This is a genomic window from Streptomyces sp. NBC_00285, from assembly GCF_036174265.1.
Lineage (GTDB): Bacteria > Actinomycetota > Actinomycetes > Streptomycetales > Streptomycetaceae > Streptomyces.
Window position 1 is genome coordinate 2912844 of the sequence record NZ_CP108055.1, and the last position, 14011, is coordinate 2926854.

Consider the following 14011-nt stretch of genomic DNA (forward strand, 5'->3'; position numbering starts at 1 on the left):
ACTCGCCCTGTGACGTACGGACGCGACGGTCCGCGTACTCAACGTGCTCAAGCCCTCACCAGCCCCTGCCGCGCGGCCCCGCCCAGCGCCAGGTAGACGTCCTCCAGGCTGGGCGTGGTGAGCGTGAAGTCGTCCAGCGCGGCGAAGGCGGCACCGCCGGTGACGGTGGCGACGACCGCGCGGGCCTCCTCGGGGACGAGCCGCAGCGTCCAGCGGCGCCCTGAGGCCACGGCCCGGTCCTGGAGTGCGGCGACCTCGGGGACGTGCAGCGGGGCCGCCTCGCGCCACACCAGGTCGACGCGGACCTCTCCTGCGACCTGTTCCTTCAGGCCGGAAGGTGTGTCGCAGGCAATGACCCGCCCCTGGTCGAGGACGGCGACCCGGTCCAGGACCGTCTCCGCCTCGATGACGTTGTGGGTGACGAGCAGCACGGTCGTACCGTGCTCGGCCCGGCGCCGGTCCACGGCGGACCACACCGCGCGCCGCGCCACGGGGTCCATCGCGGTGGTCGGCTCGTCGAGCACGAGCAGCGGCCGTGCCCCCACGAGGGCCGCCGCGAGACACGCGAGCCGCCGCTGGCCGCCGGACAGTTTGTTCAGGGGCCGTCCGGCGAGGGGCGTGAGCCCCAGCTCGTCGAGTACGGCGTCCCGCTCGGCCCGTGCCTGCCGGGCCTCCAGGCCGCGCAGGCGTCCGGTGGTCTCGGCGGCCAGCGAGACGGTCAGTTCGTCGAGGGCGGTGGAGTCCTGGCCGAGGTAGGCGAGGATCCGCGAGGCCCGGTCCGGGTGGCGCACGATGTCGTGCCCGAGGATCTCGACGCTGCCGCGGTCGGGACGCATCAGCCCGGTGAGCTGCCGTACGAGTGTGGTCTTGCCGGCCCCGTTGGGTCCGAGCAGCCCGAAGATCTCACCGCGCCGGATGTCGAGCCGTACGTCGTCGGTGGCTCGCACCTCGGGTGTCCCCGGCGCCCCGCGCCGCCCGCGCACCGCCGGATAGGTCTTGGTCAGCCCGCGCACCGCACACACGACATCACCACCATGCCGAAGTGCCTGTGTCGCGCGCGTACTCACAAGGAACGAGACTACGGGGTCGGGAGCGCTCCGCCGTTCCCGGGGCGACTCTCCTACCGAATTACGCCGCGGAGCTCACTCACCGGCAGGCGCGTGCTCCGCGGTCGTCCGCACATCGATCTCCCGCCAGAACCCGGCCCGGATCGCGTAACGGTCGTGCTCGTCGATCTGGTCGTCCTTGTGCGCGAGCAGCCCGAACCGCGCCGCGTACCTGAGGAGCTCTCCGTCGATCCGGTGCGGAACGCGCGGGTACATCCCGGACAGATGCTGCAGCTTTCCCTGGTCCCCCAACCGCTCCATCCACCGCCGCGCGAAGACCTGCCCCACCTCGAACGGGTCCCCACCGACCGTGGTGATGTCCTCCTCACGATCGGCCCAGCGCTGCTCGGCGGTGGTCAGCTGTGCGAGCGTCGGCATGGCGGCGACCTCGGGCGGCTCGGCGGCGCCTCCGGGCCGGTCAACCCAACCCTTGTCGGAGGACCACCGCAGGGTCGCGCTGGCGGGATGCTGCGCGACCTGGGCGCCGGGTGCCCGCAGCGCGGCGAGGTCCTTGGGCGTCGGCACGCCCTTCGGCGCCGGGACCCGCTCCTGTGTGCCGTTCTCCGAGGGGGCCGCCGAGGCGTGCTCGCTCTCCTGCGCGGTCCGCTCGGACGCGGGCACGGATTCGGGCAGCGGCGCCGAGAGGATCGCGGCGATCTCGGGCCGCGGCACCGGCGACGGCGCGCAGACCCCGCCGAGTTCCTTCGCGCGGACGGCCTTGGTGATCCACGTGCGGTCCAGCACCCGCCGCTCGTCCGCCTCGGCGACCAGGTCCTCGGACTGGTTGTAGTCCCCGTCGGCGGCCTGCACGGCCCACAGGTGTACGGCGACCCCGTGCTCCTTGGCGGCCATCATGCCCGGCAACAGGTCCCCGTCGCCGGTCACGAGGACGACGTCGGAGCAGGCACGGTTGCGGGCCAGCTCGGTGAGCTCGGCGTGCATGGCGGCGTCCACGCCCTTCTGGGCCCAGCGTCCGTCGCTGCGGGTCAGGGCGCCGAGCCGGACGGTGACCCGGGGCATCACGCGCAGCCTGCGGTGCTCGGGCTGCGGGACGCGGTCGGGGGCGCCGTCGAACCAGTAGATGCGCAGCAGGGGTCGTTCGGTGTCGGACTCGGCCCGGTCACGCAGTCCCTGGACCAGGGCGGCGTGATCGACGGTGATGCGGGAACGGGAGGGCTCCCCGGCAAGGAGACTGGCGGCGGCCCCCAGCAGATACCCGGCGTCCACCAGGACGATGCAGCGGTCCACGCGATCCACCCTCTTTCCGGGAGGTTTGCTTCGGGCTTGCTTCGAGTCTGCCCGACCACGCAAGGGTTAACGGCCCGAACTCGATCTTCGGCGTGGCGTTTCAGGGCATCGCGTGGCGACATTCCCTGTCACACACGGTAATTATCCGAAATGCGCCCACTGTCAGCCTATGTGAATCTGGTCCCGGCCCTGGCCCCTAGATCCCCCTCAGGAGGCAGACCGTCATGGCCAAGAACAAGAAGCAGAACCGTAAGCAGCCGCAGTCCGAGCGTGGCCGCGAGGAGGCCCAGCAGTCCTCGATGGAGGCGCAGACCGAGCAGCGCGCCACCCAGGTGACCCCCGGCGATGTCGCCCGCAAAGGACGGCAGAAGAGCTTCGGGCACAACTGACATCTGCATAAAGGGTTGTTGAGACCCAGGCACACAGAGGGGCGCACCCCGTGCGGGGTGCGCCCCTCTGCATGACCTTGACCTGTGCCGGTGCCATCCCGGTCCCTCAGCCGGCCAGGCAGGACGGTCCGAGCAGCACCTTCAGGTCGCCGAAGAGCGCCGGGTCCGCCTTCACCCGGTGCCGGTCCAGCCGTAGGACCGTGGTCTTGCTGGGGCCCTGGAGCTTGATGCGGACCTCGCTCTCGCCCTTGTGGTGGCTGAGGATCTCCCCGAGCCTGCTGACCATCGGCGGGGTGACCTTCAGCGCCGGGATGGTGACGATGACGGGCGCGTTGGTGCCCGCGTTGGACAGGTCCGGGACCTGGAGCTCCATGGCGACCAGGCGGGGCACGTCCTCGCGCTTGTCGAGGCGGCCCTTGACGAACACGACGGCGTCCTCGACGAGTTGGGTCGACACCAACTGGTAGGTCGCGGGGAAGAACATGCACTCGATGGAACCGGCGAGGTCCTCGACGGTGGCGATCGCCCAGGCGTTGCCCTGCTTGGTCATCTTGCGCTGGAGGCCCGAGATGATGCCGCCGATGGTGACGACCGCGCCGTCGGAGTGCTCGCCGCCGGTGAGCTGGGCGATGCCCGCGTCGGCCTTGTCGGACAGCACGTGCTCCAGGCCGAAGAGGGGGTGGTCGGAGACGTACAGACCGAGCATCTCGCGCTCCTGGGCGAGCAGATAGGTCTTGTCCCACTCGTCCTCGGTGAACTGCACGTCGAGCCCGAAGCCGGGCTCGGCACTGTCCTCGTCACCGCCGAAGAGGTCGAACTGGCCCTCGGCCTCCTTGCGCTTGACCTGGACCACGTTGTCGATCATCGGCTCGTACTGGGCGGTGAGGCCCTTGCGGGTGTGGCCCAGGGTGTCGAAGGCACCCGCCTTGATCAGCGACTCCGTGGTGCGCTTGTTGCAGGCGACCGCCTCGACCTTGTCGAGGTAGTCGGGGAAGGAGCCGTACTTCCCCTTGGCCTTGCGGCTCCTGATGATCGACTCGACCACGTTGGTGCCGACGTTGCGCACGGCCCCCAGGCCGAAGAGGATCACGTCGTCGCCCTGGGCGGCGAAGTTGTGCACCGATTCGTTGACGTTGGGCGGGAGCACCTTGATGCCCATGCGCCGGCACTCGTTGAGGTAGACGGCCGACTTGTCCTTGTCGTCCTTGACCGAGGTGAGCAGCCCGGCCATGTACTCGGCGGGGTGGTTGGCCTTGAGGTAGGCGGTCCAGTACGAGACCAGGCCGTACGCGGCGGAGTGCGCCTTGTTGAACGCGTATCCGGCGAAGGGGACCAGCACGTCCCACAGGGCCTTGATGGCCTCGTCGCTGTAGCCGTTCTTCTGGGCGCCGGCCTGGAAGATGGTGAAGTTCTTGGCCAGTTCGTCGGGCTTCTTCTTGCCCATCACGCGGCGCAGGATGTCGGCCTCGCCGAGTGAGTAGCCGGCGATGATCTGGGCGGCCTTCTGCACCTGCTCCTGGTAGACGATCAGGCCGTAGGTGACGGCCAGGACCTCCTGGAGCGGCTCCTCCAGCTCCTTGTGGATCGGGGTGATCTCCTGGAGCTTGTTCTTGCGGAGCGCGTAGTTGGTGTGCGAGTCCATGCCCATCGGGCCGGGACGGTAGAGCGCGGAGACGGCGGAGATGTCCTCGAAGTTGTCGGGCTTCATCAGGCGCAGCAAGGAGCGCATGGGGCCGCCGTCGAACTGGAAGACGCCGAGGGTCTCGCCGCGCTGGAGCAGTTCGAAGGTCTTGGGGTCGTCGAGCGGCAGGGACAGCAGGTCGAGGTCGACGCCCTTGTTGGACTTCACCATCTTGACGGCGTCGTCCATGATCGTCAGGTTGCGCAGGCCGAGGAAGTCCATCTTCAGCAGGCCGAGCGACTCACACTGCGGGTAGTCCCACTGCGTGATGGTCACGCCGTCCGTGTGCCGCACCCAGATCGGGGCGTGGTCGACGATGGGCTCGCTGGACATGATGACGCCGGCCGCGTGCACACCCATCTGCCGGACCAGGCCCTCGACGCCCTTCGCGGTGTCGATGACCTTCTTGACGTCCGGTTCGTTCTCGTACATCGCGCGGATCTCGCCGGCCTCGCTGTAGCGCGGGTGCGAGGGGTCGGTGATGCCGTTGAGGTCGATGCCCTTGCCGAGGACGTCGGCGGGCATGGCCTTGGTGAGGCGGTCGCCCATCGCGTACGGGTAACCCAGCACGCGCGCGGAGTCCTTGATGGCGTTCTTCGCCTTGATCTTGCCGTAGGTGCCGATCATGGCGACCTTGTCGGCGCCGTACTTCTCCGTCACGTACCGGATCACCTCGACGCGCCGACGCTCGTCGAAGTCGATGTCGACATCGGGCATCGAGACGCGCTCGGGGTTGAGGAACCGCTCGAAGATCAGGCCGTGCGGGATCGGGTCGAGGTCGGTGATGCCCATGGCGTAGGCGACGATCGAGCCGGCCGCGGAGCCTCGGCCTGGGCCGACCGCGATGCCCTGGTTCTTGGCCCACATGATGAAGTCGGCGACGACGAGGAAGTAGCCCGGGAACCCCATCTGGATGATGACGTCCATCTCGTACTCGACCTGCTTCTGCCGGTCGTCGGGGACGCCGCCGGGGAAGCGGCGGTTCATGCCCAGGCGGACCTCCTCCTTGAACCAGGAGACCTCGGTGTAGCCCTCGGGGATGTCGAACTTCGGCATGAGGTTCCGCGCCTCGAACATGCCGGCGGTGTCGACCATCTCGGCGACCAGGAGGGTGTTGGCGCAGCCCTCCTGCCAGGCGTCCGAGGAGTCGACGGCGTACATCTCGTCCGTGGACTTCAGGTAGTAGCCGGTGCCGTCGAAGCGGAAGCGGTCCGGGTCGGAGAGGTTCTTGCCGGTCTGGATGCAGAGCAGGGCGTCGTGCGCGACGGACTCGTGCGCGTACGTGTAATGCGAGTCGTTGGTGACCAGCGGCGGGATGCCGAGCTTCTTGCCGATCTCCAACAGGCCGTCACGGACCCGGTGCTCGATCTCGATGCCGTGGTCCATCAGCTCCAGGAAGTAGCGGTCCTTGCCGAAGATGTCCTGGTACTCCGAGGCCGCCTTCAGTGCTTCGTCGTACTGCCCGAGGCGCAGCCGGGTCTGGAGCTCGCCGGAGGGACAGCCGGTGGAGGCGACGATCCCCTCGGACCACTGAGAGATCGTCTCCTTGTCCATCCGGGGCCACTTCTGGAGCCAGCCCTCGGCGTACGCGTCCGAGGAGAGCTTGAAGAGGTTGTGCAGGCCGGTGCTGTTCACGGCCCACATCGTCTTGTGGGTGTAGCCACCGGAACCGGAGACGTCGTCCCGCTTCTGGTGCGGCTGGCCCCACTGGATCTTGCGCTTGTTGCGCCGGGACTCGGGCGCGACGTACGCCTCGATCCCGATGATCGGGGTGACCCCCGCCTTCTTCGCGGTGTGGAAGAAGTCGTACGCCCCGTGCAGGTTGCCGTGGTCGGACATGGCGATATGGGTCATGCCCATCTCGTTGCACGCGTCGAACATGTCCTTGAGCCGCGCAGCACCGTCCAGCAGGGAGTACTGGGTGTGGACGTGCAGGTGCGTGAACGGCGGCTTTGACACGGCATGGCCTCCATGGAAAACACTCGGCGACAGTTCGGGGGACAGCGTCGAAGTGTATGCCTCGGCACTGACACTCAGGGGGTCGCCCCGCGTACCTTCACAGCGAGGGTCGCGGGCACTTTCACCCGGACCCGGCCGTTGGAGAGACGACAGAAACGCTGTCGTACACATGCACCAGGAGGCACCCCGCGATGTCGGTACCGCAGCTCAACGACGAGCACCGCGGCGAGGAGATCCTTGCCGTCTTCGACACCGCTTTCGGCGAGCTCCTGGCCGCCGACCCGGCCGCGTTCCGGGTGAAGTTCCGCAAGATGGCCGCCTCGGCGTTCGCGTTCTACCGGGGCAGCGCCGGGCTCTTCTACCACGACCTGGACGCCGAGAAGCGGGGCGGCCCGTACCTCGACGAGCGCACCTCGCGCGTGTGGATCCACGGCGACCTGCACGCGGAGAACTTCGGCACGTACATGGACTCCAACGGCCGGCTGATCTTCAACGTCAACGACTTCGACGAGGCCTACGTCGGCCCCTTCACCTGGGACCTCAAGCGGTTCGCCGCCTCCGTCGCGCTGATCGGGTACGCCAAGGCGCTCGGCGACGAGCAGATCAGCGAGCTGGTGCGGGTGTACGCGGGCGCGTACCGCGAGCGGATCCACGCCCTGGCCACCGGCGCCAAGAGCGACGAGGTGCCGCCCTTCACCCTGGACACCGCCGAGGGCCCCCTTCTGGACGCGCTGCGCGACGCCCGCTCCCTGACCCGCTTCGGCCTGCTGGAGTCGATGACGGAGATCCGTGACTTCGAGCGCCGCTTCGCGGGCGGCGGCGGCTCCATCGAGCTGGACGCGGCCACCCGCTACAAGGTCCTCGCGGCGTTCGACGGCTATCTGGAGACCCTGCCGGAGACCTCCCTGGCCCGCCCGGACTCCTATCGCGTCAAGGACGTCGTCGGCCGCCGGGGCATCGGCATCGGCTCGGCCGGGCTGCCGTCGTACAACATCCTCCTGGAGGGCCACAGCGACGCCCTGGAGAACGACGTCGTGATCTACATCAAGCAGGCCCAGACCCCGGCCGTCTCCCGGCACATCACCGACCCGGCGATCCGGGACTACTTCCAGCACGAGGGCCACCGCACGGTGATCTCCCAGCGCGCCCTCCAGCAGCACGCCGACCCGTGGCTGGGCTGGACCGAGCTGAGCGGGGCCGGCCAGCTGGTCGCCGAGATCTCGCCGTACGCCGTGGACCTGGACTGGGGCGACATCGACGACCCCGAGGAGATCGCGGCGGTCGTCGCCGACCTCGGCCGGGCCACCGCCACCATGCACGGGGCGGCGGACGACCAGTCCGGCGAGTCCCTGGTGCCGTTCTCCACGGAGCGGGCCATCGACGCCGCGATCGCGGCCGACGAGGAGAGCTTCGCGGGTCTCCTCGTCGACTTCGCGCACAGCTACGGCGCACGCGCGCGTGCCGACCACCAGACCTTCGTGGACCTGTTCCGCAACGGCCGCATTCCTGGTCTGTGACAGGCCTCACGACGAGCCCCATAACGATAGGGCCGCTCACAGGGACCCTTTAGGGGTCCCTTACAGGCCCGCGTGTCAGACTCTCCACGCTATGGACATATCCGGGACCCCGCTACGAGCGCTCCGCGCGGCGCTGTTCACGGCACTCGTCGTGACGCTCAGCACCGCGTCGCACGTACTGCTGTCCCGGGCCCCCCTGCCGCTGAACACGGTGGCGGCCGTCGCCGTCGTCGTGTTCGTGCTCGCATACGGGCTGGCCGGCCGTGAGCGCGGCTTCGGGCGGATCGCCGCCGTGCTGATCCCGCTGGAGCTGGCCGCCGACACCGTCTTCACCACGGGCCAGCACGTCTGTTACGGCGCCGCGGGCGGCCCGGTCACGGGCCCGCTGCGTTCGGTCGGCTGGGACCTGTTCTGCGGCGACGGCACCGGCGTCGGCTCGCCGCTGGCCCGGATGACCGGCACCGACACCGACCGGCTCGGCGGACTGCTGGCCCACGCGGACCCGCGGACCGCCTGGCTGCTGCTCGGTGCGCACATCGTCGTCGGCCTCCTCGCGGCCACCTGGCTGCGCCGCGGCGAGCGGGCCCTGGCCCAGCTGCTACGGGCCGTGTCCGCCACGACCTTCCGGCCGCTGCTGCTGGTGGCCGCCGCGCTGCGGGTGCGGACGGCGCCGGAGACGATCCGGCCGGTGCGGCCGGGCCGCCGTACGGCCGTCGTTCTCGAAGAGATCCTCGTGCACTCCCTGGGACGGCGTGGACCGCCGTGCTCGGTTGCTTTCGCCTGAAGCCCGAAGAGCACTGAGCACCACCAGTCCCCCTACGTACCCCGCACACGACGTGTGCGCGTCCCCTTACGGAGATCACCCATGAGCAAGCGGAACAGCCAGCAGGCGAAGACCGCCGCCCGCGAGCGGCTGCGCGTCGAACGCGAGCGCCAGGCCAAGCGCGACAAGGTCAAGCGGCAGGTCATCGTCGCCTGCTCCATAGTCGGCGTCCTGGCGATAGCCGGCGGCATCAGCTACGCGGTCGTCCAGGGCAACAAACCCAGCTACTGGGAAGAGGCCAAGAACGACAAGCTCGTCAAGCCGGCCAACAGCACGGGCACCAACGGCACGACGGTCGTCATGGGCAAGAGCACGGCCAAGAAGACCCTGGTCATGTACGAGGACCCGCGCTGCCCGGTCTGCGCCCAGTTCGAGCAGACCGTCGGCACGACGGTGAAGAAGGACTTCGACGCGGGCAAGTTCAAGATCCAGTTCGTCGGCGCGAGCTTCCTCGACGGCAACCTCGGCGGCGAGGGCTCCAAGAACGGGCTCAGCGCCCTCGGTGCCGCGCTGAACGTCAGCCCCGAGGCGTTCCAGGAGTACAAGACCGCGATGTACTCCACGAAGTGGCACCCCGCCGAGGACGGCCCCGACAAGTTCAAGGACGACGCCTACCTCATCAAGATCGCGCAGACCGTCCCGGAACTGAAGGACAACAAGGCCTTCCAGAACGCAGTGAAGAAGGGCACCTACGACAAGTGGGCCCTGGTCATGTCCGAGAAGTTCAACAAGGACGGCGTGACGGGCACCCCGACCCTGAAGATGGACGGCAAGACGCTGACCGGCTCCGACGGCAAGAGCGCGCCGATGACGGTCGCCGACTTCACCACGGCGCTCGACGCGGCCCTGAAGGCCTGACCGCGCCCTCCGGCCGAAGAGGCCCTCAGGCGTCGAAGAGGCCTTGAGACAAAGAGCGGGCGAACTTTTCCCGGTTCGCCCGCTCTCGCGCGTACCGATCAGTAACCTGATCGGCCGTGACCAGTCGATACAGATCGAACGTGCCCGCCAACTCCCTCAACCCGCGCCGCCGTACGGTCGTCAAGGCCGCGGCGGCCACGGCCGTCCTGGCCGCCCCGCTCGCCGCCGCCCTGCCGGCCCGCGCGGCCGACGCCCCCGTCTTCCTGCACGGCGTCGCCTCCGGAGACCCGCTCCCGGACGGCATCCTGCTGTGGACCCGGGTGACCCCGGCCACCGACGCCGTCCCCGGTTCCGGGCTCGGCCCGGACACCGAGGTCAGCTGGACCGTCGCCAAGGACAAGGCCTTCCGGGCCGTCGTCGCCAAGGGCTCCCTGACCGCGACCGCCGCCTCCGACCACACCGTCAAGGCGGACATCCGAGGCCTCACGCCCTCGACCGACTACTGGTTCCGCTTCTCGGCCGGCGGCACCGACTCCCCGGCGGCGCGCACCCGCACCGCGCCGGCGGCGGACGCGTCCGTCACGGGCCTCCGCTTCGGCGTGGTCTCCTGCGCCAACTGGGAGGCCGGCTACTTCTCGTCGTACCGCCATCTCGCGGCCCGCGGCGACCTGGACGCCTGGCTGCACCTCGGCGACTACATCTACGAGTACGGCACCGGCGACTACGGGACCCGGGACACCGTCGTACGGCAGCACGCGCCGACCCACGAGATCCTCACCCTCGCCGACTACCGGACCCGGCACGGGAAGTACAAGACCGACGCCGACCTCCAGGCCCTGCACGCGGCCGCCCCCGTCGTCGCGATCTGGGACGACCACGAGTTCGCCAACGACGCCTGGTCGGGCGGTGCCGAGAACCACACCGAGGGCGCGGAGGGCACCTGGACGGCACGTCAGGCCGCCGCCAAGCAGGCCTACTTCGAGTGGATGCCGGTGCGCCCCGCGATAGCGGGCACCACCTACCGCCGGCTGCGCTTCGGCAAGCTGGTCGACCTCTCCCTGCTCGACCTGCGGTCCTTCCGCTCCCAGCAGGTCGCCGTGGGCAACGGCTCGGTCGACGACCCCGACCGTACGATCACGGGCCGCGCCCAACTGGACTGGCTCAAGGCGGGGCTGAAGTCCTCCGACACGACCTGGCGGCTGGTCGGCAACTCCGTGATGATCTCGCCGTTCGCGATCGGCTCGCTCTCGGCGGACCTGCTGAAGCCGCTGGCCGAGCTCCTCGGCCTGCCGAAGGAGGGCCTCGGCCTCAACACCGACCAGTGGGACGGCTACACGGACGACCGCCGTGAACTCCTCGCCCACCTGCGCGCGAACGCGATCCGCAACACCGTCTTCCTGACCGGCGACATCCACATGGCGTGGGCCAACGACGTGCCCGTGGACGCCGGCACCTACCCGCTGTCGGCCTCGGCCGCCACGGAGTTCGTCGTCACCTCGGTGACCTCCGACAACCTCGACGACCTGGTGAAGGTCCCCGAGGGCACGGTCACCGCGCTCGCCGCGCCGATCATCCAGCTCGCCAACCGGCACGTCCACTGGGTCGACACCGACCGCCACGGCTACGGCGTCCTGGACATCACCGCCGACCGGGCGCAGATGGACTACTACGTCCTGTCCGACAAGACGAAGGCCGACGCGACCTCGTCCTGGGCGCGGTCCTACCGCACGCGGACCGGCACGCAGAAGGTCGAGCGGACGTACACGCCGGTCTAGGTCACAGCGTGCCGAGGAAGCCGAGTGCCACCCGCCAGGTGGCCTCGGCGGCCTCCTCGTCGTAGTCCGGGAGGTCCGGGTCCGTGTAGAGGTGGCCGGCGCCCGCGTATCTGTAGACCTCCACGTCGGCGCCGGTGCGGCCCATCTGGAGATACCAGGCGCTCAGCCAGTCGTCGGTCTCGAAGGGGTCCGGCTCGGCCACGTGCAGCTGGACCGGAAGGTCGTCCACGGTCGCGTTCGGCGAGATGTCCGACGTGCCGTGCAGGAGCAGCAGGCCGCGGGCCCGCTCATCGCCGAGGGCGAGGGTCTGTGCGACCGAGGCGCCGAGCGAGAAGCCGGCGTAGACCAGGCCGCGCTCGGAATAGGGCGCGGCGGCCAGGACGGCCCGCTTGAGCAGTTCGTCCTTGCCGATGCTCTCGTTGAAGGCCATGCCCTCCTCGACCGTCTCGAACGTGCGCCCCTCGAAGAGGTCCGGCGTCCACACCTCGTGCCCGGCCTCCCGCAGCCGGTCGGCGGCCTGACGGACGGCGGGCCCAAGGCCGTAGGTCGAGTGAAAGAGCATGATGTTCATGAGCCCATGGTGCCAGCCGGTACTGACAGTGCCGTCGGGTGCCCACGCGCGGGCGTACCCACTCCGCGGCCGAAGTCACATGTTCATGACCGCCCCGGGCCGGTTAGGTTCGGGGTCATGGTGAACGTACTCCGCCCACTGATCGTGATCGGCGGCTCGGTGCTGCTCACACTGCTGATCGGCTGGGCCACCGACCGTCTCTTGCGCAAGGCCGACGCACGGCACAGCGAGACCCCGATGTGGGGTCTGCTGCGCCGCGGCCGCATCCCCTACCAGCTCGTCCTGTGCGCGGCCATGCTGAGAGGGTCGTACGACGAGGCCCGGGTCCTTGAGCGGCACAGCGCCGGCATCGGCCAGACGCTGACGCTCGTCCTGATCGGGGCGACCGCCTGGCTGGTGATCCGGATCGCCGCCGCGATCGTGGAGTCGACGTACACCCGCTACGCGCGCGCCCATCACGACGCCGCGCGGGTCCGCCGAGTGCGCACCCAGGTCACGCTGATCATGCGGGTGGTCGCCGCCACCGTCGGCGTGGTGGCCGTGGCCGCGATGCTGCTGACGTTCCCCGCGATGCGCGCGGCCGGTGCCTCACTGTTGGCCTCGGCCGGAATCCTCGGCATCGTCGCCGGTGTCGCCGCCCAGTCGACGCTCAGCAACATGTTCGCGGGCCTGCAGATCGCCTTCGGCGACATGGTGCGCATAGGCGACACGGTGGTGGTGGACGGCGAGTGGGGCACCGTCGAGGAGATCACCCTGACCTTCCTGACCGTGCGGACCTGGGACGAGCGCCGGATCACCATGCCGGTGTCGTACTTCACCTCGAAGCCCTTCGAGAACTGGTCCCGCGGCACCCCGCAGATGACCGGCACCGTGTTCTGGCACGTCGACCACACGGCCCCCGTGGAGCTGATGCGCGAGCGGCTGCGGGACATCCTGCGCGAGTGCCCCTCCTGGGACGGCCGCGACTACGGCCTGGCCGTCACCGACACCACCCCGAACACCATGCAGGTACGGGCCCTGGTGACCGCCAAGGACGCCGACGACATCTGGACGGTACGGGTCACGGTCCGCGAGCAGATGGTCCGCTGGCTGACGGACCACCATCCGTACGCGTTGCCCCGGGTCAACACGGCGGACGCGACACTGGCACCGGGACTCCGCAACTCACGCAACGGCGAGGCACCCCGCCGGGCCCACGAGCCGCCTCGAACAGGACGCGGCTGACGGTCCCTTCGCGCCGCCGGGTGCCCGCGCCCCACCCAGGGGCGCGGGGGCCGTGTCCATGTGGGGTCGGCGATGCGTGGGCGCGCGGCCGCACAGGGACACCCTCAATGCCCCCGCTCGGCCCCACCGTTGACCTGCACGACCTGCGACGTCACATGCCCGGCCCCCGGTGAGGCCAGCCACCGCAGGGTGGCGGCGACATCCTCGGGCGTCCCCGCCCGCCCCGTCGACGTGTCACCGATGAGCCGTTCCCGCCGGGCGGGGTCGATGGCCGCGCCGAAGAACTCCGTGTCCTCGATGTACCCGGGCGCCACCACGTTCGCGGTGATCCCCCGCGGCCCCAACTCCCGGGCGAGATCATGGGCGTACGGATGCAGCCCCGCCTTGGCCGCCCCGTACGCCCCGTTCCCGGAGCCTCGGTACGCGGCGATGGAACTCACGAACAGCACCCGCCCGCCCGGTGAGGCGAGCCGGTCCTTCAACCCCTCCGTGAGCAGCGCCGCGGTCAGCAGATTGAGCCGGAAGTTCACGGTCCAGTTGTGCACGACGGCGTCGAGCGGATCGGCGCTCTCCACGGGCGGTTCGAGCTGCCCGGTGCCCCCGGCGCCGTGGATCAGCACGTCCACGGTCCCGAACTCCCGTTCAACGAAAGCGACGACCCCGCGCACCGCGTCGACGTCGCCCAGATCGGCGGCGTACGTCAGCGCCCCGGGCACCCCGGCCTTCTCCAGCACCTCGGCGCGCCGCCCCAACAGCAGCACCCGGTCCCCCTCCGCGGTGAACACCTGCGCCGCCGCGCGTCCGATTCCCGTACCGCCACCGCTGATCACTACATTGCGAGCCATACAAGGGACCCTACA

11 protein-coding genes are annotated in these 14011 nt (G+C 69.7%); 6 read left to right on the forward strand and 5 right to left on the reverse strand.

Annotated features, from left to right (window positions below):
- Positions 1-47 precede the first annotated feature (47 nt).
- Positions 48-1022 carry an ABC transporter ATP-binding protein gene (locus OHT57_RS13460; protein WP_328746599.1) on the reverse strand — a complete coding sequence of 325 codons (975 nt, stop codon included), beginning with the start codon at positions 1020-1022 and terminating at the stop codon, positions 48-50.
- A 120-nt stretch (positions 1023-1142) separates the two neighbouring features.
- Positions 1143-2354, reverse strand: coding sequence for an NYN domain-containing protein (locus OHT57_RS13465; RefSeq protein ID WP_328746600.1), 1212 nt, complete (start codon positions 2352-2354; stop codon positions 1143-1145).
- A gap of 224 nt (positions 2355-2578) precedes the next feature.
- On the opposite strand from OHT57_RS13465, the gene OHT57_RS13470 reads away from it, so the two are divergent.
- On the forward strand, positions 2579-2743 hold the full coding sequence (locus OHT57_RS13470; RefSeq protein ID WP_328746601.1) for a hypothetical protein: 165 nt from the start codon (positions 2579-2581) through the stop codon (positions 2741-2743).
- Positions 2744-2849: 106 nt separating this feature from the next.
- On the opposite strand, the gene dnaE is transcribed toward OHT57_RS13470, so the two are convergent.
- The gene (gene dnaE, locus OHT57_RS13475) at positions 2850-6383 is read right to left on the reverse strand and encodes a DNA polymerase III subunit alpha (protein ID WP_328746602.1); all 3534 of its coding nucleotides are present in this window, start codon (positions 6381-6383) and stop codon (positions 2850-2852) included.
- 191 nt (positions 6384-6574) lie between these two features.
- On the opposite strand from dnaE, the gene OHT57_RS13480 reads away from it, so the two are divergent.
- The 4 genes from OHT57_RS13480 to OHT57_RS13495 all read left to right on the forward strand — a co-directional run bounded on the left by OHT57_RS13480 (position 6575) and on the right by OHT57_RS13495 (position 11356).
- On the forward strand, positions 6575-7900 hold the full coding sequence (locus OHT57_RS13480; RefSeq protein ID WP_328746603.1) for a DUF2252 domain-containing protein: 1326 nt from the start codon (positions 6575-6577) through the stop codon (positions 7898-7900).
- Between the two features lie 91 nt (positions 7901-7991).
- Entirely contained in the window at positions 7992-8684 is a 693-nt protein-coding gene (locus OHT57_RS13485) for a hypothetical protein (protein ID WP_328746604.1), read from the forward strand.
- Positions 8685-8765: 81 nt separating this feature from the next.
- Positions 8766-9581 (forward strand): thioredoxin domain-containing protein, encoded by an 816-nt coding sequence (locus OHT57_RS13490; RefSeq protein ID WP_328746605.1) that lies wholly within the window; start codon positions 8766-8768, stop codon positions 9579-9581.
- 116 nt (positions 9582-9697) lie between these two features.
- The gene (locus tag OHT57_RS13495) at positions 9698-11356 is read left to right on the forward strand and encodes an alkaline phosphatase D family protein (protein ID WP_328746606.1); all 1659 of its coding nucleotides are present in this window, start codon (positions 9698-9700) and stop codon (positions 11354-11356) included.
- A 1-nt stretch (position 11357) separates the two neighbouring features.
- On the opposite strand, the gene OHT57_RS13500 is transcribed toward OHT57_RS13495, so the two are convergent.
- Positions 11358-11927 carry a dienelactone hydrolase family protein gene (locus OHT57_RS13500; RefSeq protein WP_328746607.1) on the reverse strand — a complete coding sequence of 190 codons (570 nt, stop codon included), beginning with the start codon at positions 11925-11927 and terminating at the stop codon, positions 11358-11360.
- Positions 11928-12044: 117 nt separating this feature from the next.
- On the opposite strand from OHT57_RS13500, the gene OHT57_RS13505 reads away from it, so the two are divergent.
- On the forward strand, positions 12045-13151 hold the full coding sequence (locus OHT57_RS13505) for a mechanosensitive ion channel family protein (protein ID WP_328746608.1): 1107 nt from the start codon (positions 12045-12047) through the stop codon (positions 13149-13151).
- A 104-nt stretch (positions 13152-13255) separates the two neighbouring features.
- Here OHT57_RS13505 and OHT57_RS13510 read toward each other — a convergent pair whose 3' ends face one another.
- Complete coding sequence (locus OHT57_RS13510; protein WP_328746609.1) at positions 13256-13996, reverse strand: SDR family NAD(P)-dependent oxidoreductase; 741 nt, start codon at positions 13994-13996, stop codon at positions 13256-13258.
- Positions 13997-14011 lie beyond the last annotated feature (15 nt).

Bases quoted from the DNA above. Each gene is read 5' to 3' on its own strand.
- OHT57_RS13480 (WP_328746603.1), top strand. From the start codon at position 6,575: ATGTCGGTACCGCAGCTCAACGACGAGCACCGCGGCGAGGAGATCCTT.
- OHT57_RS13510 (WP_328746609.1), bottom strand. From the start codon at position 13,996: ATGGCTCGCAATGTAGTGATCAGCGGTGGCGGTACGGGAATCGGACGC.
- OHT57_RS13470 (WP_328746601.1), top strand. From the start codon at position 2,579: ATGGCCAAGAACAAGAAGCAGAACCGTAAGCAGCCGCAGTCCGAGCGT.
- OHT57_RS13490 (WP_328746605.1), top strand. From the start codon at position 8,766: ATGAGCAAGCGGAACAGCCAGCAGGCGAAGACCGCCGCCCGCGAGCGG.
- OHT57_RS13505 (WP_328746608.1), top strand. From the start codon at position 12,045: ATGGTGAACGTACTCCGCCCACTGATCGTGATCGGCGGCTCGGTGCTG.
- OHT57_RS13485 (WP_328746604.1), top strand. From the start codon at position 7,992: ATGGACATATCCGGGACCCCGCTACGAGCGCTCCGCGCGGCGCTGTTC.
- OHT57_RS13500 (WP_328746607.1), bottom strand. From the start codon at position 11,927: ATGAACATCATGCTCTTTCACTCGACCTACGGCCTTGGGCCCGCCGTC.